At 58.2% G+C, this 23,002-nt stretch carries 22 protein-coding genes; 17 read left to right on the top strand and 5 right to left on the bottom strand.

Features of this window, described 5'->3' with window-relative positions:
• Position 1 precedes the first annotated feature (1 nt).
• The 5 genes from nuoJ (at position 2) to nuoN (ending at position 5,763) form a co-directional block, all read left to right on the top strand.
• Positions 2-556, top strand: coding sequence for an NADH-quinone oxidoreductase subunit J (gene nuoJ, locus L462_RS11995; protein WP_014170993.1), 555 nt, complete (start codon positions 2-4; stop codon positions 554-556).
• Complete coding sequence (gene nuoK, locus L462_RS12000; RefSeq protein WP_003861496.1) at positions 553-855, top strand: NADH-quinone oxidoreductase subunit NuoK; 303 nt, start codon at positions 553-555, stop codon at positions 853-855. Before nuoJ ends, nuoK begins: the two co-directional genes overlap by 4 nt.
• A complete protein-coding gene (gene nuoL / locus L462_RS12005) occupies positions 852-2,693 on the top strand; it encodes an NADH-quinone oxidoreductase subunit L (protein ID WP_014170992.1) in 1,842 nt (613 codons plus the stop codon). Before nuoK ends, nuoL begins: the two co-directional genes overlap by 4 nt.
• 76 nt (positions 2,694-2,769) lie before the next feature.
• On the top strand, positions 2,770-4,299 hold the full coding sequence (nuoM, locus tag L462_RS12010) for an NADH-quinone oxidoreductase subunit M (RefSeq protein ID WP_014170991.1): 1,530 nt from the start codon (positions 2,770-2,772) through the stop codon (positions 4,297-4,299).
• Between the two features lie 6 nt (positions 4,300-4,305).
• A complete protein-coding gene (gene nuoN / locus L462_RS12015) occupies positions 4,306-5,763 on the top strand; it encodes an NADH-quinone oxidoreductase subunit NuoN (protein ID WP_014170990.1) in 1,458 nt (485 codons plus the stop codon).
• Between the two features lie 102 nt (positions 5,764-5,865).
• On the opposite strand, the gene L462_RS12020 is transcribed toward nuoN, so the two are convergent.
• Positions 5,866-6,870, bottom strand: a complete 1,005-nt coding sequence (locus tag L462_RS12020) for a chemotaxis protein (RefSeq protein WP_014170989.1) — start codon at positions 6,868-6,870, stop codon at positions 5,866-5,868.
• A gap of 64 nt (positions 6,871-6,934) precedes the next feature.
• Positions 6,935-7,852: a ribonuclease Z gene (gene rnz, locus L462_RS12025; RefSeq protein WP_032678611.1), complete on the bottom strand. Its 918-nt coding sequence runs from the start codon at positions 7,850-7,852 to the stop codon at positions 6,935-6,937.
• Between the two features lie 70 nt (positions 7,853-7,922).
• Here rnz and L462_RS12030 point away from each other — a divergent pair, with 70 nt between their 5' ends.
• From L462_RS12030 to menE, 8 genes are all read left to right on the top strand, one after another.
• Positions 7,923-8,384 (top strand): GNAT family N-acetyltransferase, encoded by a 462-nt coding sequence (locus tag L462_RS12030; RefSeq protein ID WP_032678610.1) that lies wholly within the window; start codon positions 7,923-7,925, stop codon positions 8,382-8,384.
• Between the two features lie 53 nt (positions 8,385-8,437).
• The gene (elaB, locus tag L462_RS12035) at positions 8,438-8,743 is read left to right on the top strand and encodes a stress response protein ElaB (RefSeq protein ID WP_020883147.1); all 306 of its coding nucleotides are present in this window, start codon (positions 8,438-8,440) and stop codon (positions 8,741-8,743) included.
• A 95-nt stretch (positions 8,744-8,838) separates the two neighbouring features.
• Positions 8,839-10,134, top strand: a complete 1,296-nt coding sequence (gene menF / locus L462_RS12040) for an isochorismate synthase MenF (protein ID WP_032678609.1) — start codon at positions 8,839-8,841, stop codon at positions 10,132-10,134.
• An 88-nt stretch (positions 10,135-10,222) separates the two neighbouring features.
• Positions 10,223-11,893, top strand: a complete 1,671-nt coding sequence (gene menD, locus L462_RS12045; protein ID WP_032678608.1) for a 2-succinyl-5-enolpyruvyl-6-hydroxy-3-cyclohexene-1-carboxylic-acid synthase — start codon at positions 10,223-10,225, stop codon at positions 11,891-11,893.
• On the top strand, positions 11,890-12,666 hold the full coding sequence (menH, locus tag L462_RS12050; protein ID WP_032678607.1) for a 2-succinyl-6-hydroxy-2,4-cyclohexadiene-1-carboxylate synthase: 777 nt from the start codon (positions 11,890-11,892) through the stop codon (positions 12,664-12,666). The genes menD and menH overlap by 4 nt, the downstream gene beginning before the upstream one ends.
• Positions 12,663-13,520, top strand: a complete 858-nt coding sequence (gene menB / locus L462_RS12055; protein ID WP_014170982.1) for a 1,4-dihydroxy-2-naphthoyl-CoA synthase — start codon at positions 12,663-12,665, stop codon at positions 13,518-13,520. The genes menH and menB overlap by 4 nt, the downstream gene beginning before the upstream one ends.
• Positions 13,520-14,485 carry an o-succinylbenzoate synthase gene (gene menC / locus L462_RS12060; RefSeq protein WP_032678606.1) on the top strand — a complete coding sequence of 322 codons (966 nt, stop codon included), beginning with the start codon at positions 13,520-13,522 and terminating at the stop codon, positions 14,483-14,485. The genes menB and menC overlap by 1 nt, the downstream gene beginning before the upstream one ends.
• The gene (gene menE, locus L462_RS12065; protein WP_032678605.1) at positions 14,482-15,843 is read left to right on the top strand and encodes an o-succinylbenzoate--CoA ligase; all 1,362 of its coding nucleotides are present in this window, start codon (positions 14,482-14,484) and stop codon (positions 15,841-15,843) included. Before menC ends, menE begins: the two co-directional genes overlap by 4 nt.
• Here menE and L462_RS12070 read toward each other — a convergent pair whose 3' ends face one another.
• The 3 genes from L462_RS12070 to L462_RS12080 are packed head-to-tail and all read right to left on the bottom strand — an operon-like array spanning position 15,844 to position 18,793.
• On the bottom strand, positions 15,844-17,358 hold the full coding sequence (locus L462_RS12070) for a tripartite tricarboxylate transporter permease (RefSeq protein ID WP_014170979.1): 1,515 nt from the start codon (positions 17,356-17,358) through the stop codon (positions 15,844-15,846).
• Between the two features lie 11 nt (positions 17,359-17,369).
• Positions 17,370-17,801 (bottom strand): tripartite tricarboxylate transporter TctB family protein, encoded by a 432-nt coding sequence (locus tag L462_RS12075; protein ID WP_020883153.1) that lies wholly within the window; start codon positions 17,799-17,801, stop codon positions 17,370-17,372.
• Between the two features lie 11 nt (positions 17,802-17,812).
• Positions 17,813-18,793 (bottom strand): Bug family tripartite tricarboxylate transporter substrate binding protein, encoded by a 981-nt coding sequence (locus L462_RS12080; protein ID WP_014170977.1) that lies wholly within the window; start codon positions 18,791-18,793, stop codon positions 17,813-17,815.
• Positions 18,794-18,943: 150 nt separating this feature from the next.
• On the opposite strand from L462_RS12080, the gene tctD reads away from it, so the two are divergent.
• The 4 genes from tctD to L462_RS12100 all read left to right on the top strand — a co-directional run bounded on the left by tctD (position 18,944) and on the right by L462_RS12100 (position 22,977).
• A complete protein-coding gene (tctD, locus tag L462_RS12085; protein WP_014170976.1) occupies positions 18,944-19,618 on the top strand; it encodes a transcriptional regulator TctD in 675 nt (224 codons plus the stop codon).
• The gene (locus L462_RS12090) at positions 19,605-21,014 is read left to right on the top strand and encodes a sensor histidine kinase (protein ID WP_032678604.1); all 1,410 of its coding nucleotides are present in this window, start codon (positions 19,605-19,607) and stop codon (positions 21,012-21,014) included. Before tctD ends, L462_RS12090 begins: the two co-directional genes overlap by 14 nt.
• Before the next feature lie 129 nt (positions 21,015-21,143).
• A complete protein-coding gene (locus L462_RS12095) occupies positions 21,144-21,683 on the top strand; it encodes a YfaZ family outer membrane protein (protein ID WP_032678603.1) in 540 nt (179 codons plus the stop codon).
• Between the two features lie 94 nt (positions 21,684-21,777).
• A complete protein-coding gene (locus tag L462_RS12100; RefSeq protein WP_032678602.1) occupies positions 21,778-22,977 on the top strand; it encodes a nicotinamide mononucleotide deamidase-related protein YfaY in 1,200 nt (399 codons plus the stop codon).
• The last annotated feature ends 25 nt before the right edge of the window (positions 22,978-23,002 follow it).

The following is a 23,002-nucleotide window of genomic DNA, read 5'->3' as shown; positions in this document are numbered from 1 at the left end:
AATGGAATTCGCTTTTTATATCTGTGGCCTTATCGCCATCCTGGCTACGCTGCGAGTGATTACGCACACCAATCCGGTGCATGCGCTGCTGTACTTAATTATCTCGCTGCTGGCTATTTCCGGGGTGTTCTTTGCGCTGGGCGCGCACTTTGCTGGTGCGCTGGAGATCATCGTTTACGCCGGGGCCATCATGGTGCTGTTCGTCTTCGTGGTGATGATGCTGAACCTGGGCGGCTCTGAAATTGAGCAGGAACGTCAGTGGTTAAAACCGCAGGTCTGGATTGGCCCGGCGATCCTGTCGGCCATCATGCTGGTGGTCATTGTTTACGCCATTCTGGGCGTGAATGATCAGGGCATCGACGGCACGCCAATCGGCGCTAAAGAGGTGGGTATTACGCTGTTTGGCCCATACGTCCTGGCGGTTGAACTGGCCTCTATGCTGCTGCTGGCGGGCCTGGTTGTTGCCTTCCACGTTGGCCGCGAAGAGCGTGCTGGTGAGTTGCTGAGCAACCGCACTGACGACCGCGCGAAAAGAAAAACGGAGGAACGCGCATGATCCCCTTAACACATGGACTGATCCTCGCTGCGATTTTATTCGTTCTGGGCTTAACCGGTCTGGTTATCCGCCGCAATCTGCTGTTTATGCTGATCGGTCTGGAAATCATGATTAACGCCTCCGCGCTGGCCTTCGTGGTCGCCGGAAGCTACTGGGGCCAGACCGATGGTCAGGTGATGTACATTCTCGCCATCAGCCTCGCGGCTGCCGAAGCGAGTATTGGCCTGGCGCTGTTACTGCAGCTCCATCGTCGCCGCCAGAACCTGAACATCGATTCAGTAAGTGAGTTGCGTGGATGAACATGCTTGCCTTAACCATTATTTTTCCGCTGATTGGCTTCGTGCTGCTGGCGTTTTCTCGTGGCCGCTGGTCTGAGAATCTGTCCGCTACCGTCGGCATGGGCTCTGTGGGTCTGGCTGCGCTGGTGACAGCGTATGCGGGTATCGACTTCTTTAATAACGGGCGTCAGGCCTTCAGCGTACCGCTGTGGACCTGGATGTCGGTCGGTGATTTCAACATCGGTTTCAACCTGGTGCTGGATGGTCTCTCTCTGACCATGCTCTCCGTGGTAACCGGCGTGGGCTTCCTGATCCACATGTTTGCCTCCTGGTATATGCGTGGTGAAGAGGGTTACTCCCGCTTCTTCGCCTACACCAACCTGTTTATCGCGAGCATGGTTGTTCTGGTGCTGGCCGATAACCTGCTGTTGATGTATCTCGGCTGGGAAGGCGTGGGTCTCTGCTCTTATCTGCTGATCGGCTTCTACTATACCGATCCGAAGAATGGCGCAGCGGCCATGAAAGCGTTTGTCGTGACCCGTGTGGGTGACGTCTTCCTCGCCTTCGCGCTGTTCATTCTCTACAACGAACTGGGCACGCTGAATTTCCGCGAAATGGTAGAACTGGCGCCAGCGCACTTCGCTGCCGGCAATGACATGCTGTGGTGGGCAACGCTGATGCTGCTGGGTGGTGCCGTGGGTAAATCCGCGCAGCTGCCGTTGCAGACATGGCTGGCCGACGCGATGGCAGGTCCAACGCCTGTCTCCGCGCTGATCCACGCCGCAACCATGGTTACCGCTGGGGTCTACCTGATTGCGCGTACGCATGGTCTGTTCCTGATGACGCCGGAAATTCTGCATCTGGTGGGTATCGTTGGTGCGGTAACGCTGGTGCTGGCAGGCTTTGCCGCGCTGGTGCAAACCGACATCAAACGCGTTCTCGCGTACTCCACCATGAGCCAGATTGGTTATATGTTCCTGGCACTGGGTGTTCAGGCATGGGACGCAGCCATTTTCCACCTGATGACGCACGCGTTCTTTAAAGCGCTGCTGTTCCTCTCATCCGGTTCCGTGATTCTGGCCTGCCACCACGAGCAGAATATCTTCAAGATGGGCGGACTGCGTAAGTCCATTCCGCTGGTTTATGTCTGCTTCCTGGTGGGCGGCGCGGCGCTGGCGGCACTGCCGCTGATTACCGCGGGCTTCTTCAGTAAGGACGAAATCCTTGCCGGTGCCATGGCGAATGGTCATATCAATCTGATGGTTGCGGGTCTGGTCGGTGCGTTCATGACCTCCCTGTATACCTTCCGTATGATTTTCATCGTATTCCACGGTAAAGAACAAATTCACGCTCACGCAGGGAAGGGGATTACTCATCACCTGCCGCTGATTGTGCTGCTGGTACTCTCCACCTTCGTTGGCGCACTGATTGTGCCACCGCTGCAGGGCGTACTGCCGGACACCACCGAGCTTGAGCACGGTCGCGTTCTGACGCTTGAAATCACCTCGGGTGTGGTCGCTATCGCGGGCATCCTGATCGCAGCATGGCTGTGGCTGGGCAAACGTACGCTGGTGACTGCCGTTGCCAACAGTGCGCCAGGCCGCCTGCTGGGGACCTGGTGGTACAACGCGTGGGGCTTCGACTGGCTGTACGACATGATCTTCGTCAAGCCGTTCCTGGGCATTGCGTGGCTGCTGAAACGCGATCCGCTGAACTCCCTGATGAATATCCCGGCGATCCTTTCCCGCTTTGCAGGTAAAGGCCTGCTGTTCAGCGAGAACGGTTACCTGCGCTGGTATGTGGCGTCCATGAGCATCGGTGCGGTTGTCGTGCTGGCGCTGCTGATGGTGTTGCGTTGATCGTTAAGTGAATTTTATTCGAATTCGTTGAAAATCAGGCCCCTGCTGGGGGCCTTAAAAAGGAATGTAAATCGCCATGTTACTACCCTGGCTAATATTAATTCCCTTCATCGGCGGCTTCCTGTGCTGGCAGACTGAACGCTTTGGCGTGAAGATGCCGCGCTGGATCGCGCTGATCACCATGGGATTGACGCTCGCGCTTGGTCTGCAACTGTGGTTGCAGGGTGGCTACTCTCTGACGCAGTCTGCGGGGATTCCGCAGTGGCAGTCTGAATTTATTCTGCCGTGGATCCCGCGTTTTGGGATAACCATTCACCTGGCTATCGACGGTCTGTCGCTGCTGATGGTGGTGCTGACGGGTCTGCTCGGCGTTCTGGCGGTACTGTGCTCCTGGCGAGAAATTGAAAAATACCAGGGCTTCTTCCACCTGAACCTGATGTGGATCCTGGGCGGCGTTATCGGCGTGTTCCTTGCCATCGACATGTTCCTGTTCTTCTTCTTCTGGGAGATGATGCTGGTGCCGATGTACTTCCTGATCGCGCTGTGGGGCCATAAGGCGTCCGACGGTAAAACGCGTATCACGGCGGCAACCAAGTTCTTCATCTATACCCAGGCGAGCGGTCTGGTGATGTTGATTGCGATTCTGGCGCTGGTGTTTGTTCACCATACGGCGACCGGTATCTGGACCTTCAACTATGAAGACCTGCTGAAGACCCCGATGTCTCACGGTGTGGAATACCTGCTGATGCTGGGCTTCTTCATTGCCTTCGCGGTGAAAATGCCGGTGGTTCCCCTGCACGGCTGGCTGCCAGACGCGCACTCACAGGCGCCAACGGCGGGTTCCGTTGACCTGGCGGGGATCTTGCTGAAAACCGCGGCCTACGGTCTGCTGCGTTTCGCTCTGCCGCTGTTCCCGAATGCGTCCGCTGAGTTCGCGCCAATTGCGATGTGGCTTGGTGTGATCGGTATCTTCTACGGTGCCTGGATGGCCTTCACGCAGTACGACATTAAACGTCTGATTGCGTACACCTCCGTTTCCCACATGGGCTTTGTACTGATTGCCATCTACACCGGCAGCCAGCTGGCTTACCAGGGTGCGGTTATCCAGATGATTGCGCACGGTCTGTCCGCAGCCGGTCTCTTCATCCTGTGTGGTCAGCTGTACGAACGTCTTCACACCCGTGACATGCGTATGATGGGCGGTCTGTGGAGCAAAATTAAATGGCTGCCAGCGCTCTCTATGTTCTTCGCGGTGGCCACGCTGGGTATGCCAGGCACCGGTAACTTCGTCGGCGAATTTATGATTCTGTTCGGCAGCTTCAAAGTGGTGCCGGTCATTACCGTGATCTCCACCTTTGGTCTGGTGTTCGCTTCCGTTTACTCGCTGGCGATGCTGCATCGCGCTTACTTCGGTAAAGCGAAGAGCGAAATTGCTGCAAAAGAACTGCCGGGGATGTCGCTGCGTGAGCTGTTCATCATCCTGCTGCTGGTCGTACTGCTGGTGCTGTTGGGCTTCTTCCCGCAGCCAATTCTGGATACCTCGCACTCCGCGATGGGGAATATCCAGCAGTGGTTTGTTAATTCTGCTTCTACTACAAGGCCGTAATTCGCCATGACAATAACTCCACAACAACTGATCGCGCTGCTACCGCTGCTGATCGTCGGATTGACGGTGGTGGTTGTGATGCTCTCCATTGCGTGGCGACGCAATCACTTCCTGAATGCCACGCTGTCGGTCATCGGTCTGAACGCCGCATTAGTCTCTCTCTGGTTTGTTGGCCAGGGCGGGGCGATGGACGTCACTCCACTGATGCGCGTTGACGGCTATGCCATGCTGTACTCGGGTCTGGTTCTGCTGGCGAGCCTGGCAACCTGTACGTTTGCGTACCCATGGCTGGAAGGCTACAACGACAACAAAGAAGAGTTTTACCTGCTGGTACTGATTGCCGCGCTGGGCGGTATTCTGCTGGCGAATGCGAACCATCTGGCTGCGCTGTTCCTCGGTATTGAGCTTATCTCTCTGCCGCTGTTCGGTCTGATTGGTTACGCTTTCCGTCAGAAACGTTCTCTGGAAGCGAGCATCAAGTACACCATTCTGTCTGCTGCCGCGTCGTCTTTCCTGCTGTTTGGTATCGCGCTGCTGTACGCACAGTCCGGAAACCTCTCTTTCATGGCGCTCGGCAAGAGCCTCGGCGACGGTATGCTGCACGAACCGCTGCTGCTGGCGGGTCTGGGCATGATGATTGTTGGCCTTGGCTTTAAGCTCTCTCTGGTTCCGTTCCACCTGTGGACGCCAGACGTCTACCAGGGCGCGCCTGCTCCAGTCTCAACCTTCCTGGCGACGGCGAGCAAAATCGCTATCTTCGGGGTGGTGATGCGTCTGTTCCTGTACGCGCCGGTGGGTGACAGCGAAGCGGTTCGCGTGGTGCTGGGTATCATCGCGTTTGCTTCCATCATCTTCGGTAACCTGATGGCGCTGAGCCAGACCAATATTAAACGTCTGCTGGGCTACTCATCTATCTCCCATCTGGGCTACCTGATGGTGGCACTGATTGCGCTGCAGAGCGGTGAGATGTCGATGGAGACCGTCGGTGTTTACCTGGCCGGTTACCTGTTCAGCAGCCTCGGCGCGTTCGGCGTGGTGAGCCTGATGTCCAGCCCGTACCGTGGTCCGGATGCAGATTCCCTGTTCTCCTACCGTGGTCTGTTCTGGCACCGTCCGATTCTGTCCGCCGTTATGACAGTAATGATGCTCTCTCTGGCGGGTATTCCGATGACGCTGGGCTTTATCGGTAAGTTCTACGTGCTGGCAGTGGGTGTGCAGGCACACCTGTGGTGGCTGACGGCTGGCGTGGTTATCGGCTCTGCAATCGGTCTCTACTACTACCTGCGTGTGGCCGTGAGTCTGTATCTGAGTGCACCTCAGCAACTGAACCGCGATGCGCCGCGTAACTGGCAGTACAGCGCCGGTGGTATCGTGGTACTGATCTCCGCGCTGCTGGTACTGATCTTCGGTATCTATCCACAGCCGCTGATCACCATCGTGCAGCACGCGATGCCGCTGATGTAATCACGTTGCTGTTTGACCGCAGTGAATAAAAAAACCCGCCTCGGCGGGTTTTTTGTTGGCTTGCGGCCTTGCCCTGTCGGGAAGGCGTGAGCCTGCTGAAAGTTAAGCCAGCTGTTTACGGCTAATCAGCGGACCGTCAATCTTCTTCATTGACCGATCCAGAACTTCTTCAATGACTGACGAGAGTTCATTGAGTTCAAACTTTGCCACGTAACCGTCGGCTTTCACCTTACGAATATGATCTTCGTTAGCATTGCCGGAGAGGGAAGAGTGGATCACCACCGGAATATCTTTCAACAGCGGATCGGTTTTGATTTTACGCGTCAGGGTAAAGCCGTCCATCTCCGGCATTTCCAGGTCGGTCAGCACCAGTGCAATCTTATCGGTAATCGGCACACCTTCAGCCTGAGCCTGCGCCGCCAGCACGCTAATTTTCTCCCACGCGTCTTTGCCGGTGATATGCAGCTGCGCCGGGATCTCCATCGCCTGCAGACCTTTTTCCAGCATCGAGCGTGCCACTTTAGAGTCTTCGGCGACAATCGCGACGGCACCGGGCTTGATGTGGAATTTCGTGGTCTTCAGATCCGTGGCATGCAGGTCGTGGTTGGCCGGGGTGATGTCATACAGGATCTGCTCAACGTCGAGCACCATCGCCAGCTCATTGGTATCGGTCTTCTCATCCAGACAGGCGATACTGGTGATGTACCGCCCGCTGACGGCAGTTTCCGCCGCGTGCACCTGCTTCCAGTCAAGACGCATGATGTTCTCAACGGATTCCACCGCAAAAGCCTGCACGCTGCGGGCATATTCCGTGATCAGCAGGATGTTCAGCCCGGTGGTTGGCTTACAGCCGGCCACGGCAGCCAGGTCGATTACCGGGATAACCTGATCGCGAATATTCACCATGCCCATCAGCGGTGATTTCATCCCGGCGGGTTTCGTGAACTCTGGCATCGGCACAATTTCACGCAGCTTAAAGACGTTAATGCCAAACAGCTCGGATTTATTTGCGTTCAGAGAGGTGCCAAGACGGAACAGCAACAGTTCAAAACGGTTCGACAGGGTGAGATTCGCCCTGTCATCAATATCTTTCTGGAAATTATCCATTCTACCCTCGAGAGAAATGCTGACCTTTTAATCGTTATCGGCACTCTGAGAGAAAAATGAAGGACTAAACGCTGACCTTAGCGAAATCTTCGGCCAGCTCACATTCCTGGAACCGTTCACGGCACTCTGCCAGCAGGCGTTCACAGCCCCGGGCATCGTAGCGCGAGCTGACATGGGTGACGATCAGTTTCCCGACGCCCGCGTCACGCGCAAGCTGCGCCGCCTGGTACGTAGAGCTATGGCCCCGGCTGTTGGCTTTCTCTTCCATCGCCGCCTCGAGGGTGGCTTCATGCACCATGAGATCCACACCCTGCGCCAGCAGCAACGCCGACGGGCACGGGGCCGTGTCGCCAAAAATCGCCAGTTTTTTCCCGGGCTGCGGGGCGGCGAGGTAATCCTGCCCGTTGATGACGCGCCCGTCTTCTAGCGTCACGGTTTCGCCCTGCTTCAGACGCTGGAACAGCGGCCCGGGTTTAATCCCGTCGGCCAGTAACGCCGACGCATTGAGCGCGCCGGGTTTATCCTGCTCCTCAATGCGATAACCATAGCACTCTACCGGATGGCTCAGGGGTTGGGCTGTCACCCGATACACACCGTCATCCAGCACCAGACCGGCGGTTATCTCCACCACCTCCAGGGGATAATCTGTCCATGAGCCGCTCAGGCGCAGCGTGGTGTCGACAAATTCCCGGATACCCGCAGGCCCGTAAATCGTCAGCGGGTTGGCATTGCCCGCCATTGAGCGGCTGCACAGCAGGCCAGGCAGGCCAAACAGATGGTCGCCATGCAGATGGGTAATGAAAATGTTATCCAGTTTGCCGGGATGATACGGGGTATGTAACAGCTGATGCTGCGTTCCTTCACCGCAGTCAAAAAGCCATAATCCACCCCGCGTCGGGTGCTGCAAATCCAGCAGAATCGCGGTCACATTTCGTGATCGGGTTGGCACTCCAGCGGACGTACCGAGAAAAATCAGTTCCATAACGTAATCAGCCCTTTGCCGAACGGGGAGGGGTTTAGTATAACGTGAGGAACCCAGGAAGGAGACTGACATGATCCAGTGGCAAGATTTACACCATAGTGAGCTCACGGTAACGTCACTTTACGCGCTGCTTAAACTGCGTTGCGAAGTGTTTGTTGTTGAACAAACCTGCCCGTATCAGGATATCGATGGCGATGATCTTATTGGTGAGAATCGCCATATTCTTGGCTGGCGGGACAACGCGCTGGTGGCGTATGCGAGGATTCTGAAAAGCGAAGACGATTTTGAGCCTGTCGTGATTGGTCGCGTGATTATCAGCGGCAACGCGCGTGGTGAAAAACTGGGCTATCAGCTGATGAAAAAAACGCTGGAAGCGTGCCAAAAACAGTGGCCGGACAAGGCGTTATATCTGGGCGCGCAGGCGCACCTGCAACCGTTCTATGGGCATTTTGGGTTTACCCCCGTGACGGACGTGTACGATGAGGACGGTATTCCACACATCGGCATGGCGCGGGAAGCGAAACAGGCGTAATGGCGAGTCGTTGGCTATAGTTAGCGGACTGGTGTACTAACATGGAGAAAAATATGTCATTTCAATCCTGGGATACCCGTATCGATGACGACCTGGCCTTGCTGAGCGAAACGCTGGAAGAGGTGTTACGTTCGTCGGGCGACCCTGCCGATCAGAAATATATTGAGCTGAAAGCCCGTGCCGAAAAAGCGCTGGATGATGTTAAAAATCGCGTCAGCCATGCTTCGGACAATTACTACTACCGCGCGAAAAAGGCGGTATACCGTGCCGATGATTACGTCCATGAAAAACCATGGCAAGGCATCGGGGTAGGGGCAGCTGTCGGGCTGGTGTTGGGGCTGCTTTTAGCCCGCCGTTAACGTTCCTTATACGGTTAACCACTCCCTATACGTGGGTACTGCTATTTATGGTCAGTACCCCGTATAATATGCGGTTTTAACAGGGAGAGGTTCGCGTGAATTCGATTTCCACCGCGCTGGAGCATCTGCGTAGCCAGCTTACGCAAGCGTTACCCACTGCACCCGGTTTACATCACTTCGACGTCTCTTTCCCGTTAAACGACGCCTTCGATCCCCTGGCCTGGTTGGGCGTTCAGCATTGCTATCCTCAGTTTTACTGGCAACAGCGTAACGGTGATGAAGAACTTGCTGCGCTTGGTGCCGTCGCGCATTTCTCCTCTCTGGCATTTGCCTCACAGTTTTTGCAGGCGCATGATGCGGCCCGTGACACGCGTATCTGCGGCCTGAATGCGTTTAATCCCGAGCAGGGCAGTCTGTTTTTACCGCGTCTGCTGTGGCGACGTACCGCCGGACAGGCCACGTTACGCCTGCAGCTGTGGAGCGACAGTTCACTTCACGATGATGCCCGCGCCGCGCTGGATTTTCTCCAGCAGCTCGGTGAGGCAAGACCCATTCGTCCGCTGTCCGTTGAGGTTGTGCAGGAAAAGCATCATCCGGAACAACCCGAATGGCTGCGCCTTATCCGCAAGGCAACCCAGACCATCGCTCGCGGTGATTTTGAAAAGGTGGTGCTCGCCCGGGCAACCGACCTGCAGTTTAAGCACTCTGTTAACCCTGTCGCACTGATGGCTGCCAGCCGCGCCCTGAACCTGAACTGCTACCATTTCTGCATGGTATTCGATGCCAGCAACGCGTTTCTCGGCTCGACCCCCGAGCGCCTGTGGCGCAGACGCGGCAAGCTGCTGCGCACGGAAGCGCTGGCAGGCACCGTCGCCAGCCATACCGATGATAAACAGGCTGAACGGCTGGGCGACTGGCTGATGAACGACGACAAAAATCAGCGAGAAAATATGCTGGTGGTGGAAGATATTTGCCAGCGGCTCCAGCACCATACCCAGACGCTGGAGGTGCTGCCCGCCCAGGTTGTACGGCTGCGTAAAGTACAGCATCTGCGTCGCTGTATCTGGACCGAGCTCAAACACGCTGACGATGCACAATGCCTGCATGTTCTGCAGCCCACGGCGGCCGTCGCCGGCCTGCCGCGTCAGGCGGCGCGCGACTTTATCTACCACAACGAGCCGTTCGACCGCGAGTGGTACGCAGGTTCTGCCGGGTATTTATCCCCTGAACAAAGCGAGTTCTGCGTGGCGTTGCGTTCTGCCCGTGTTTACGAAGACGCCCTGCGGCTGTACGCCGGGGCAGGAATTGTCAGCGGCTCTGACCCGGAGCAGGAGTGGCAGGAGATAGAAAACAAAGCGGCCGGACTGCGCTCTCTGCTCCTAAGGGATTAATACTGATTCGCGCAATCCCGATTCATATCAAAATTCCAATTTTTTCTATTATTTATACTGTGTCGCATTCTTGATACCGGACAATCTCATGTCAGTAAGTTCTTTTAACCGACGCTGGGCGGCGGTGATCCTTGAAGCCCTGACTCGCCATGGCGTCAGGCACGTGTGTATTGCACCGGGTTCTCGTTCAACGCCGCTGACGCTGGCGGCCGCTGAAAACCGGGCATTTATTCACCACACTCATTTTGATGAACGCGGGCTTGGCCATCTGGCGCTGGGGCTGGCGAAAGTCAGCAACGAGCCTGTGGCGGTGATTGTGACCTCCGGTACCGCGGTGGCAAACCTCTATCCGGCGCTGATCGAAGCCGGATTAACCGGGGAGAAACTGATCCTGCTGACCGCGGATCGTCCCCCCGAGCTTATCGACTGTGGCGCCAACCAGGCCATTCGTCAGCCGGGCATCTTTGCCTCGCATCCTTCACAGGCAATCGCGCTACCGCGTCCTACTCAGGATATTCCGGCAAGCTGGCTGGTCTCGACAATCGATCATGCCATCGGGACACTGCGCAGCGGGGCGCTGCATATTAACTGTCCGTTTGCCGAACCGCTGTATGGTGAAATGGATGACACCGGTCTTGAATGGCAGCGCACCCTGGGTGAGTGGTGGCAAAGTGAAAAGCCGTGGCTGCGTGCACAACCGCATCCTGAAAGCGCCAGACAACGTGACTGGTTCTTCTGGCGGCAGAAGCGTGGCGTGGTGGTTGCCGGGCGCATGAGCGCCGCGCAAGGCAAGCTGGTTGCGGAATGGGCGCAAACCCTTGGCTGGCCGCTGATTGGCGACGTGCTTTCCCAGACCGGTCAGCCGCTGCCGTGTGCCGACCTCTGGCTGGGGAATGCGAAGGCGGTCACCGAGCTTTCGCAGGCGCAGATTATTGTCCAGCTCGGCTCAAGCCTGACCGGTAAACGGTTACTGCAGTGGCAGGCAACCTGTGATCCAGAAGAGTACTGGCTGGTGGACTCGCTGGAAGGGCGGCTCGACCCGGCACACCATCGTGGTCGTCGTCTGGTCAGTGAGATTGACGCCTGGCTTGCACTCCATCCGGCTGAAAAACGCAAGCCCTGGGCCGTTGCGATCCCGGCGCTTTCGGAACAGGCCTGGGCGTTAACCCAGGCGAGCTGCGAAGCATTCAGTGAGGCCGGGCTGGCACACCGTATTCGTCAGTATCTGCCCGAGCAGGGGCAGCTCTTTGTCGGCAACAGTCTGGTGGTTCGCCTGATAGATGCCTTTTCAAAGCTGCCAGCCGGTTACCCGGTCTACAGTAACCGGGGGGCCAGCGGCATTGACGGGTTGATCTCCACGGCGGCGGGCGTACAGCGTGCCAGCGCGAAGTCTACGCTGGCGATCGTCGGCGATCTCTCCGCGCTGTACGACCTCAATGCCCTGGCGCTGCTGCGTCAGGTTTCGGCACCGTTTGTGCTGATTGTGGTTAACAACAACGGTGGACAGATTTTCTCCCTGCTGCCCACCCCGCAGAGCGAACGTGAGCGTTTCTATCTGATGCCCCAGAACGTGCAGTTTGAACACGCCGCGGCAATGTTCAGCCTGAAATACCATCGCCCGGAAAGCTGGGAGGCGCTTGATGCGGCCCTCAGCAGCGCCTGGCGACAGCCCGGTGCGACGCTGATCGAACTGGTGGTGAACGATGCTGACGGCGCGCAGAAACTGCAAAGCCTGCTGGCCCAGGTAAGCCACCTGTGATCCTCGCGGGCGTGCAGCAGGCTGGAAAGCCGGGTTATCCCTGGCTGGTCTTTTTGCACGGTTTTTCCGGGGATTGCCGCGAGTGGCAGACGGTCGGGGCGGCGCTGAGCGATTACCCGCAGCTGTATCTCGACCTGCCGGGGCACGGTGATTCCGGCAATACTGGCGTGACCGGGTTAGAGGAGATGAGCGATTTGCTGACCCGAACCCTGCTTAGTTACAACATACTGAATTTCTGGCTGGTGGGGTACTCCCTCGGCGGCCGCATTGCGATGTTCCATGCCTGCCAGCAGCCAGAGGGGCTGAAGGGCATTATTGTGGAAGGCGGCCATCCCGGGCTACAGGACGCCGGTGAGCGGAGTGCGCGGCTGGCATCCGATCGCCGCTGGGCGCGGCGCTTTCGTACCGAGGCGCTCGACGTGGTTTTCACTGACTGGTACCGACAACCCGTATTTGCTTCCCTGACGGACGTTCAGCGGCAGGCGCTTATTCGCCTGCGTAGCCAGAACAATGGCGCGACTCTGGCGATGATGCTCGAGGCCACCTCGCTGGCCGTGCAGCCTGATTTGCGTCCGGCACTGAGCGCCTGCAACGTCGCTTTTGATTATTTATATGGTGAACGTGATGAGAAGTTCAAAGCCCTTGCGGCTGAACTGCACGCCGTACGCCATGCGATCCCCCATGCCGGACACAACGCCCACCGGGAAAACCCCGCTGCGGTTGCTGCGAGTCTGGCTCAGATACTGCGTCTTCGAATAAAGGACTCTCTATGATCTATCCTGATGAACACATGCTCTATGCGCCGGTTGAATGGCAAGACTGCTCCGAAGGTTACTCCGACATTCGTTACCACAAATCCGCAGACGGCATTGCCAAAATCACCATCAACCGCCCGCAGGTGCGTAACGCGTTCCGTCCGCTGACCGTCAAAGAGATGATTCAGGCGCTGGCAGACGCGCGCTATGACGACAACATCGGTGTTATCGTCCTGACCGGCGAAGGTGAAAAAGCGTTCTGTGCCGGTGGCGATCAGAAAGTGCGCGGCGATTACGGCGGATACCAGGATGACTCTGGCGTTCACCACCTGAACGTGCTCGATTTCCAGCGCCAGATCCGCACCTGTCCAAAACCGGTGGTGGCGATGGTGGCAGGCTACTCCATCGGCGGCGGCCATGTGCTTCACATGATGTGTGACCTGACCATTGCCGCAGAGAACGCCATCTTTGGCCAGACGGGCCCGAAAGTGGGTTCGTTCGATGGTGGCTGGGGGGCTTCCTACATGGCTCGCATTGTCGGTCAGAAAAAAGCCCGCGAAATCTGGTTCCTGTGCCGTCAGTACACTGCTCAGGAAGCGCTGGATATGGGCCTGGTGAACACCGTGGTGCCAATTGCCGACCTCGAGAAAGAGACCGTGCGCTGGTGTCGTGAAATGCTGCAAAACAGCCCAATGGCGCTACGCTGCCTGAAAGCGGCCCTGAATGCCGACTGTGACGGTCAGGCAGGTCTGCAGGAGCTGGCAGGTAACGCCACCATGCTGTTCTACATGACCGAAGAAGGGCAGGAAGGTCGCAACGCCTTTAACGAAAAACGCCAGCCTGACTTCAGCAAATATAAACGGAATCCGTAATGCGTCGCGCGCAGGTTTACCGCTGGCAGATACCGATGGACGCGGGCGTGGTGCTGCGTGAACGGCGGTTAAAAACCCGTGATGGCATGCTGGTGCATTTGCAGCAGGGCGAGCAGGAAGGCTGGGGCGAGATTTCGCCGCTGCCGGGTTTTAGCCTTGAATCGCTGGATGACGCGCAGGCGGTATTGCTGGCGTGGGCCAGTGAGTGGCGTGAGGGCGCGAACCCGGCGTTGCCGGAGGTGCCTTCCGCGGCTTTTGGTATTAGCTGCGCGCTGGCGGAGCTGGACGGTAGCTTGCCTGCAGAGGCTAATTACCGCGCGGCACCGCTCTGTACGGGCGATCCGGATGAACTGTTTGCGCTGCTCGCCGCCATGCCGGGCGAGAAAGTGGCGAAAATCAAAGTCGGTCTCTATGAAGCGGTGCGCGATGGGATGGTCGCTAACCTCTTACTGGAAGCATTGCCCGACCTGCATCTGCGTCTGGATGCTAACCGCGCCTGGACGCCGCTGAAGGCGCAGCAGTTCGCGAAGTACGTAAACCCGGCGTACCGCAGTCGCATCGCGTTTCTGGAAGAGCCGTGTAAAACCCGCGACGATTCCCGGGCGTTTGCCCGTGAAACCGGCATTGCCATCGCGTGGGATGAAAGCCTGCGTGAAGACGGCTTTGCGTTTGTCGCCGAACCGGGTGTCCGCGCGGTGGTCATTAAACCGACGTTGACCGGCAGCCTTGCTAAGGTACGTGAGCAGGTCGCGGCGGCCCATGCCGCCGGGCTGACGGCGGTCATTAGCTCTTCGATTGAGTCCAGCCTGGGGCTAACTCAACTGGCGCGCATTGCCGCCTGGTTAACGCCAGACACTGTCCCCGGTCTCGATACGCTGAACCTGATGCAAAATCAGCTTATCCGTCCGTGGCCAGACAGCACGCTGCCGCTCCTTGACGTTGAGGGGCTGGAGCCGTTGCTATGAGTTTTATCGACTGGCCGTGGCGACACTGGTGCGCGCAGTATGCTGATAAACCGGCCCTGAGGCTGAACGATGAGACGCTCAGCTGGCAACAGCTGTGTGCGCGCATCGACAGACTGGCCGCAGGCTTTCAGCTGCAGGGTGTGCAGGAGGGCGACGGCGTACTGCTGCTGGCGCATAATCACCCGCAAACCCTGATGGCGTGGCTGGCATTGCTTCAGTGCGGGGCACGTATTCTTCCCGTTAACCCGCAGCTGCCGCATCCGCTGCTGGACGTGTTGCTCCCGCAGATGACGCTGCGCTTTGCCCTGGTGCTGGACGGCGTCTACGACGGGCTGGTGGCACTCAGCATGCGCGAGGCGCCGGGCGGGTGTCGCGTGGCGTGGCAACCATCGCGGCTGGCTTCCATGACGCTGACATCCGGTTCAACCGGTTTACCCAAGGCGGCGGTCCATACCTGTGCCGCCCATCTTGCCAGTGCACGCGGCGTGCTTTCGCTGATGCCCTACGGCGATGAAGACGACTGGCTGCTCTCCCTGCCGCTGTTTCATGTCTCCGGGCAGGGGATTTTGTGGCGCTGGTTGCAGGCCGGCGCGCGCTTAACCGTCCGCGAGAAGCAGCCGCTGGCGCAGGCCCTGCAGGGCTGTACGCATGCCTCACTGGTACCGACGCAGCTCTGGCGTCTGCTTAATGCACACCAGCCTGTCGCGCTGAAAGCCGTACTGCTTGGCGGGGCCGCGATCCCCGTTGATCTGACTCAGCAGGCGAGCCAGCGGGGGATCCGCACTTTCTGTGGCTACGGTCTGACGGAGTTTGCCTCAACGGTTTGCGCCAAAGAGGCGGACGGTGAACCGGACGTCGGCGCTGCGTTGCCGGGCAGAGAGGTGCGGGTGGTTGACGGTGAAGTGTGGATCAAAGCGCAAAGTATGGCCGCAGGTTACTGGCGGGACGGTGCATTGATTCCGCTGACCAATGCTCAGGGCTGGTTTGCCACCCGCGATCGCGGGGAATGGCATGACGGGCGCCTGACGATCCTTGGCCGAATGGACAACCTCTTTTTCAGCGGGGGCGAAGGGATCCAGCCGGAAAGCCTTGAGCGGGTTATTGCCCGTCATCCGCAGATAAACCAGGCGTTTATCGTCCCACTCGATGACGCCGAGTTCGGTCAGCGTCCGGTGGCGGTGGTGGAGTGTGAACCGGGAACCGATATCACCGGCTTCCCGGCATGGGTGCAGGGTAAACTGGCGCGCTTTGAGCAGCCGGTGCACTGGCTGATGCTGCCGGCAGAGCTTAAAAATGGCGGGATTAAGATCTCCCGCCAGGCATTAAAACAGTGGGTCACCCGTCTGTTGAAAGGATAATCAACCGATATCCGGTGCCGGTTTGCGCTGGCGGCGACGCAGCAGACGCAATACCGGCGGAACCACAATCACCAGGATGGCCATCGCTAACAGCACCTTCGTCACGCTGCTGTCCCACAGAATAGACATATTGCCGTTGCTGATGGACAAGGCGCGGCGCAGGTTCTGCTCCAGCATCTCTCCCAGCACAAAGCCTAAAATCAGCGGTGACATCGGGAAGTGCATCTTACGCAGGATGTAGCCCAGTACGCCAAGCAGCACCATCAGCACCAGATCGAAAGTGGTGCTGTGTACCGCATACACCCCCACCGCAGAGACGGCCGCGATAGCCGGCACCAGGAACCACAGGGGAATTGTCAGCATCCGGGTGAACAGACCAATCAGCGGAATGTTCATGACCAGCAGCATCACGTTGGCGATCAGCAGCGCTGCAATCAACCCCCAGACAATATCCGGCTGCTCGGTAAACATGGCCGGTCCAGGCGTAATGTTATAGAGCGTCAGCGCGCCCATCATCACCGCCGTGGTGCCCGAACCCGGTACGCCAAGGGTCAGCATCGGGATAAACGAACCGCAGGCCGAGGCGTTATTCGCAGCCTCTGGTGCCGCTACCCCGCGAATGTCCCCCTTGCCGAAGCTGTCACTGTTGCCGCTGAGCTTTTTCTCGGTCATGTAAGTGATGGCGCTGGCGATGGTGGCCCCGGCCCCCGGCAGAATGCCGACGAAGAAGCCAATCACCGACGAACGCAGCGTCGCGCCGATACACTGTGCGCCCTCTTTGGCACTGAAAAGCATGCGGCCCGTTTTACGCACCAGCGTCTGTCCGCTGCTGGTATGTTCCAGCATCAATAAAATTTCAGAGACCGAGAACAGGCCAATCACGACCACGATAAACTGCACACCGTCGGAAAGGTGCACGCTGTCAAAGGTAAAGCGATAAACCCCGGTGTTGGCATCCACGCCGACGGTGGCTAACCCTAAACCAATCAACGCGGACAAAAACGATTTCAGCGGATTCTGCGCCATCATGCTGCCGAGACAGGCGATGGCAAAGACCATCAGCGCAAAATACTCTGCCGGACCAAACGCCAGCGACCACTGGGCCAGCGCAGGGGCAAAAAGAATGATACCGCCGATGGCAATCAGCGAACCACAAAACGAACTGACCGCGGAGATGGACAGCGCCACGCCACCGCGACCCTGCCGTGCCATCGGGTAGCCATCCAGCGCGGTCATAATGGCCGCCGCATCGCCTGGCACGTTCAGCAGGATGGATGAAATACGCCCGCCATATTCACAGCCGATATACACCGTCGCCAGCAGGATCAGCGCCGATTCCGCAGGCAGATGCAGGGCAAACGCCAGCGGGAGTAAAATGGCGACGCCGTTAATCGGCCCAAGGCCGGGCAGCAGACCCACAATGGTCCCGACAAAGCAGCCGATCAGGGCTATCACCAGGTTTTCGGGGGTCATCGCCACGGCGAACCCCTGCGAGAGATAAATCCAGGTATCCATAGCGTGCTCCGTTAATTAAACCATGCGCCGAGCGGTAAGGTCACATCCAGCAGGCGGTCAAAGGCAAACCACAGCAAGATCCCCATTACCGCGCCGGAAATCCCCGCCGCCGGGAGGGTGGCGTTAAACAGCATGCCGATCACCATCGTCAGGATGGCGGTTGCCACCGGAAAGCCGAGCCACTCAAAACCCCAGGCGTACATCAGCAGAACGATGACCATCACCAGCAGACGCTGCAGAATACGGCGCGGTGGCCACTCTACGGTATCCGGATGACGGAGCAGCAGGGCCACCGAGCAGAGCAGCATCAGTCCAACAATGCCCATCGGGAAGGGGCGCGGCCCCACCGGTTCATAGCTGTATTCGCTGTGGATCTGCCAGGCGACGAACATCCCACCGACGCAGAGCAGCAGCCAAATCCCGGCAAAAATACGATCGCTCATACCGCCTCCGGTTATTTGGCAAGGCCAAAGGCTTTCGCCTGTTCGCGATAGTCATTGACCTGTTTTTTGACGTACTCATCCAGCGGTTTGCCGCTCAGGTTGAACTCAAACAGCCCGCGCAGATCGCGCTGCTTTTTAAACGCTTCGGTCTGCTGGAGTTTATTGAAGGTTTCGACCCACCACTGATATTCGGCATCGGTCACTTTTGGCCCGACGAAGAAACCGCGGATAATCGGCCAGACCAGGTCATAGCCCTGTTCTTTTGCGGTAGGGACGTTCGCCAGCTGGCCCGGCAGGCGGTTCTCAGAGAAGACCGCCAGCACGCGGATTTTATCGCCGTTCAGGTAGGGCACCATTTCACTGAGATCGCCGGATACCGCCTGAACGTGATTTCCCATCAGCGCCGTCACCGGTTCGCCGCCCCCTTCAAACGCCACGTAGCGCATCTTGTGAGGATCAACCTTCGCCTGCTGTGCCAGCAGGGCGGCTTTCATCCAGTCCTGGCTGCCGATGGAGGCACCGGCGCCAATCACCACGCTGTTCGGATCTTTTTCCATGGCGGTCAGCAGGTCTTTCAGGGATTTCCACGGTGAATCCGCGCGCACGGCAATCATGCCGTAGTCGGTACCGACGGTTGCCAGCCAGCGCACGTCATCCACGCCGTAGCGGCCAAACTTCCCCTGAGACAAGTTCAACAGCGAGCCACCGGAGAAAGCCACCACCGTGCCGGCTTCCGCAGGGCGTTGCGCGACAATCGCGTTGTACGCAACGGCACCCACGCCGCCGGGCATATAGGTCACACGCATGGGTTTTGCGATAGCGCCGGTCTCCAGCATGCTGACCTGAATGAGTTTGCAGGTGAGATCGAAACCGCCGCCGGGTTTCGCCGGCGCAATGCACTCGGTGCGGGACGGGGCATCCTGCGCCTGAACGACAGAGGCACTTATCATCAATACGCTTGCAGCAAGCGTCGAAAGTAGTTGTTTTTTCATCGTTTATCCTCACGCCGGAGTTCCGGGAGTACGGGTACGGGTCTTTTTTCTGATTATGTGAACCACCTTGTAGCGGTTCCGTTGCGTGATTGTTAAAACAATAACCTTTCATTTCCCTTTCAATGCGACACCAACTTTACAGGATGTGATATGCGTCTCTTACTCGCGGAAGATAATCGTGAGCTGGCTCACTGGCTGGAGAAAGCGCTGGTGCAGGAGGGCTTTGCCGTGGACTGCGTTTCTGACGGGCGCGCCGCCGACCATCTGCTGCAGGGAGAAAGCTATGCGGTTGCCATTCTGGACATCGGAATGCCCGGCTTTGACGGTCTGGAGGTTGTGCATCGTCTGCGTAAACGCGGTCAGACGCTGCCCGTCCTGTTTCTCACCGCGCGCAGCAACGTGGCGGACCGGGTGAAAGGGCTCAACGCCGGGGCGGATGATTATCTGCCGAAACCGTTTGAGCTGGAGGAGCTTGACGCGCGGCTGCGCGCCCTGTTGCGCAGAAGCGAAGGGCGAACGCAGGAGCGTCAGCGCCTTGGGGAGCTGGAATATGACGACGAAGGCTTTTTCCTGCTGCGCGACGAGCCTCTGTCGCTCACACCGCGTGAACTGTCGCTGCTGAAGGTGTTGATGCATCGCCGGACCCGCCCCGTATCCCGGCAGCAGCTGTTCGATCAGGTGTTTAGCCTGAATGACGACGTCAGCCCGGAGAGTATCGATCTCTATATTCATCGTCTGCGCAAAAAGCTCAGCGGTAGCGGCGTGAGGGTCACCACCCTTCGCGGACTGGGTTATGTGCTGGAGTGCGGCGATGAGGTGGGTTAAGCCGCAGTCGCTTTACCTGCAACTGCTGCTGTTTCTTGGGCTTCCGTTGTTGTTGCTGTGGGGGTTGTCGGCATTTAACAGCTATGTCAGCGCATTGCAGGCGGCCACGCAGGCTTACGACCGCACGCTGTTATCCTCTGCCCGAACAATATCGGAGCGGCTGGAGGTTCACGACGGCAGGCTGGGCGTGAATGTTCCCTGGGTGGTGCTCGACAGCTTTGAACTCAATATGAACGACCGGCTCTATTATAAAGTGGTTGATCCCGACGGGCGGGTGATCTCCGGTTATGACGATCTGCCCCGGATGCCCCCGGCAACATCCCGTACCACGCTCTATCCGGCGCTGGCCTGGTTTTATCACACCGAATACCGCGGGCAGGCGATCCGTGTCGCGCGTCTGCTGCAGCCCGTCAATGAAGGGAATATCGTCGGCATGGCGGAGATTTATGTTGCGGAGACGCTCCAGTCCCGCCGCTATCTCGCCAGTCAGTTGCTCTTTTCATCATGGGTCTCTCAGGGATTGCTGGTGCTGCTGACCCTGGTGTTGACCGCGTGGTTGTTGCGTCGCGTACTGCGGCCAATGCGCCAGCTCTCTTCGTTGATGGTGCGTCGTGATCCAGGCCTGCTCGCGCCGCTGCCGGAGTTGTTGCCCTGGTCTGAGACCCGGCTGCTGATTGTGGCGTTCAACCGCTATATCGACAGGCTGCGCGGCGTGCTGTCGCGTCAGGAACGCTTCAACGCGGATGCCTCGCATCAGCTCAAAACCCCGCTGGCGGTGCTGAAAACCCAGGTCTCCGTTGCCCTGATGCGTCAGGAGCCCGCCCTGTGGCAGGAGAGCCTGCGGGCAATGAATGCGACTCTGGATGACACCATTGTACTGACCGAACGGCTGCTGCAGCTTTCCGCTGTGAAGCGTAAGGAGCAGGGGGAGGGCCAGTTTGCGCCGGTGGATTTGGTTCAGGTGGTGCAAAACTGCTGCTTCTCCCGGCTGGCGCAGGCGCGCAGTAAAGCGATTGACCTGGGCTATGACGGTCTTCAGCAGCCGGTCATGATCGAAGGCGATGACGTGCTGCTGGGGGAGTTGTGCGCCAACCTGCTGGAGAATGCGATCAAATATACCCCTGCAGAAGGGACAGTGACCGTGTTCCTGCGAACAGATCAGGGCGCCGTTGAGCTGAGCGTGGAGGACAGTGGTCCGGGCATCGAAGAGGACCAGATCCAGCAGGCGATGCTGCCTTTCCACCGGCTGGATAACGTCGGAGATGCCGCCGGGTCAGGGATCGGGCTTGCGCTGGCCGCTGATATTGCCCGTCTGCACCGAAGTCCTTTGCAGCTGACGCGCAGCGAAACGCTGGGTGGCCTGAGCGTTAAAATGCGTTTTCTGCTGCTCACGTAAAAAAACACCGGGTATCAAATCGTTACAAACTACTCGCCTGCCGCACGCAGAGTGCTTGATCCCCGGGCGACTCAGGTTAAAATCTCGCGGTTTTGGGACATCTCTATAAAATTGTGCGGGATCACGACAATGAAAAAAGTGGCATTAGTGGGCTTAGGCCTGATGGTTGTTTCTTCGGCGGCGAACGCCATCAGCTTCAACGGCTCGGCGGGTCAGGATTATACTCACCTCGGCTTTGGCCTTGGGACCGAGACCTCCGGTCTGGCGATGACCGGCGGCTGGACACATAACGATGACGATGGCGATGCGGCAAGCCTCGGCCTGGGTCTGAACATTCCGCTTGGCCCGTTCCTGGCCACCGTGGGCGGTAAGGGAATTTACACTAACCCGAACGACGGCGATGAAGGTTACGCGGCGGCGGTAGGCGGCGGCCTGCAGTGGAAAATTGGCGATAGCTTCGGCCTGTTCGGCGAGTATTACTATTCTCCGGATTCGCTCTCCAGCGGTATCGACAGCTATGAAGAAGCCAACGCGGGCGCGCGCTGGACCATCATGCATCCGATTACGATTGAAGCAGGCTATCGCTATCTGAACCTGGCGGGTAAAGACGGCAACCGCGACAACGCACTGGCTGACGGCCCGTACGTGGGGGTCAGCGCAGGGTTCTAATCACGCCGGCGCGGCATTCTGTCGCGCCAGTTTCTCTCTTCTCCCGACATCCATTTGCGCTATAGTGTTTTGACCATATAAGCGGGAGAACACAATGATTAACGTGGAGATGTTATCCACCGGCGACGAAGTGCTGCATGGACAAATTATTGATACCAATGCTGCCTGGCTTGCCGATCTTTTCTTTGAGCAAGGATTACCGTTAACGCGCCGCAATACGGTGGGCGACAATCTTGAGTCACTGATGAATGTGCTGCGCGAGCGTAGCGAACACGCCGATGTGTTGATTGTGAACGGCGGGCTCGGTCCCACCAGCGACGATCTCAGCGCCCTGGCCGCCGCGACCGCAAAAGGTGAAGGGCTGGTGCTGCATGAAGAGTGGCTGGCGCAGATGGAGCATTTCTTCTCCGAACGTGGCCGTGTTATGGCACCCAGCAACCGCAAGCAGGCGGAAATTCCCGCCAGCGCCGAACTGGTCGATAACCCCGTGGGTACCGCGTGTGGGTTTGCCATTACGCTGAACCGCTGCCTGATGTTCTTCACGCCGGGCGTACCGTCAGAATTTAAAGTGATGGTTGAGCAGCAGATCCTGCCGCGCCTTCGCGAACGTTTTACCCTGCCTGAGCCTCCGCTCTGCCTGCGTCTGACCACGTTTGGCCGCTCCGAAAGCGATCTGGCCCAGAGTCTTGATCATCTCTCCCTGCCACCCGGTGTCTCAATGGGCTACCGCTCCTCCATGCCCATCATTGAACTCAAGCTGACAGGACCGGCCTCAGAGAAGGCGGCGATGCTGGCGCTCTGGCCGGAGGTGCAGCGCGTCGCAGGTGAAAGCCTGATCTTTGAAGGCACCGAGGGGCTGCCGGCGCAGATTGCGTCACATCTGCAGTCTCGGCAGCTGAGCGTGACCTTAAGCGAACAGTTCACCGGCGGCCTGCTGGCGCTACAGCTGTCGCGCGCCAGTGCGCCGCTGTTAGCCAGTGAAGTGGTGCCGTTCCAGCAGGAAACGCTGGCGCAGACCGCGCGCTGGGCTTCGGAAAGAAGGGTGAAACATTTTGCTGGCCTGTCGCTGTTTGTGGGGGGGCTGGATGAGGAACATCTCAACTTTGCGCTGGCGACGCCGGAAGGCACGTATGCTTTGCGGGTTAAAATGAGCATTACTCGCCACAGTCTGGCGGTACGTCAGGAGGTCTGCGCCATGATGGCGCTGAACATGCTGCGCCGCTGGCTGATGGGTAAAGAGGTGGCCAGCGAGCACGGCTGGATTAATGTTGTCGAATCGCTGTTTGTTGAGTGATGCCTTTGCTGGGGCGTTTTGCCCC

The sequence above is a fragment of the Enterobacter sp. BIDMC 26 genome (assembly GCF_000534435.1).
Lineage (GTDB): Bacteria > Pseudomonadota > Gammaproteobacteria > Enterobacterales > Enterobacteriaceae > Enterobacter > Enterobacter ludwigii.
Note: the sequence above shows the minus strand (reverse complement) of the source record. Positions and strands in the feature narration are given on the sequence as shown.

What these genes read in the sequence shown, in the direction of transcription:
- nuoJ (WP_014170993.1), top strand. Translation starts at nt 2, where the DNA reads ATGGAATTCGCTTTTTATATCTGTGGCCTTATCGCCATCCTGGCTACG.
- nuoK (WP_003861496.1), top strand. Translation starts at nt 553, where the DNA reads ATGATCCCCTTAACACATGGACTGATCCTCGCTGCGATTTTATTCGTT.
- nuoL (WP_014170992.1), top strand. Translation starts at nt 852, where the DNA reads ATGAACATGCTTGCCTTAACCATTATTTTTCCGCTGATTGGCTTCGTG.
- nuoM (WP_014170991.1), top strand. Translation starts at nt 2,770, where the DNA reads ATGTTACTACCCTGGCTAATATTAATTCCCTTCATCGGCGGCTTCCTG.
- nuoN (WP_014170990.1), top strand. Translation starts at nt 4,306, where the DNA reads ATGACAATAACTCCACAACAACTGATCGCGCTGCTACCGCTGCTGATC.
- L462_RS12020 (WP_014170989.1), bottom strand. Translation starts at nt 6,870, where the DNA reads ATGGATAATTTCCAGAAAGATATTGATGACAGGGCGAATCTCACCCTG.
- rnz (WP_032678611.1), bottom strand. Translation starts at nt 7,852, where the DNA reads ATGGAACTGATTTTTCTCGGTACGTCCGCTGGAGTGCCAACCCGATCA.
- L462_RS12030 (WP_032678610.1), top strand. Translation starts at nt 7,923, where the DNA reads ATGATCCAGTGGCAAGATTTACACCATAGTGAGCTCACGGTAACGTCA.
- elaB (WP_020883147.1), top strand. Translation starts at nt 8,438, where the DNA reads ATGTCATTTCAATCCTGGGATACCCGTATCGATGACGACCTGGCCTTG.
- menD (WP_032678608.1), top strand. Translation starts at nt 10,223, where the DNA reads ATGTCAGTAAGTTCTTTTAACCGACGCTGGGCGGCGGTGATCCTTGAA.
- menB (WP_014170982.1), top strand. Translation starts at nt 12,663, where the DNA reads ATGATCTATCCTGATGAACACATGCTCTATGCGCCGGTTGAATGGCAA.
- menC (WP_032678606.1), top strand. Translation starts at nt 13,520, where the DNA reads ATGCGTCGCGCGCAGGTTTACCGCTGGCAGATACCGATGGACGCGGGC.
- menE (WP_032678605.1), top strand. Translation starts at nt 14,482, where the DNA reads ATGAGTTTTATCGACTGGCCGTGGCGACACTGGTGCGCGCAGTATGCT.
- L462_RS12070 (WP_014170979.1), bottom strand. Translation starts at nt 17,358, where the DNA reads ATGGATACCTGGATTTATCTCTCGCAGGGGTTCGCCGTGGCGATGACC.
- L462_RS12075 (WP_020883153.1), bottom strand. Translation starts at nt 17,801, where the DNA reads ATGAGCGATCGTATTTTTGCCGGGATTTGGCTGCTGCTCTGCGTCGGT.
- L462_RS12080 (WP_014170977.1), bottom strand. Translation starts at nt 18,793, where the DNA reads ATGAAAAAACAACTACTTTCGACGCTTGCTGCAAGCGTATTGATGATA.
- tctD (WP_014170976.1), top strand. Translation starts at nt 18,944, where the DNA reads ATGCGTCTCTTACTCGCGGAAGATAATCGTGAGCTGGCTCACTGGCTG.
- L462_RS12090 (WP_032678604.1), top strand. Translation starts at nt 19,605, where the DNA reads ATGAGGTGGGTTAAGCCGCAGTCGCTTTACCTGCAACTGCTGCTGTTT.
- L462_RS12095 (WP_032678603.1), top strand. Translation starts at nt 21,144, where the DNA reads ATGAAAAAAGTGGCATTAGTGGGCTTAGGCCTGATGGTTGTTTCTTCG.
- L462_RS12100 (WP_032678602.1), top strand. Translation starts at nt 21,778, where the DNA reads ATGATTAACGTGGAGATGTTATCCACCGGCGACGAAGTGCTGCATGGA.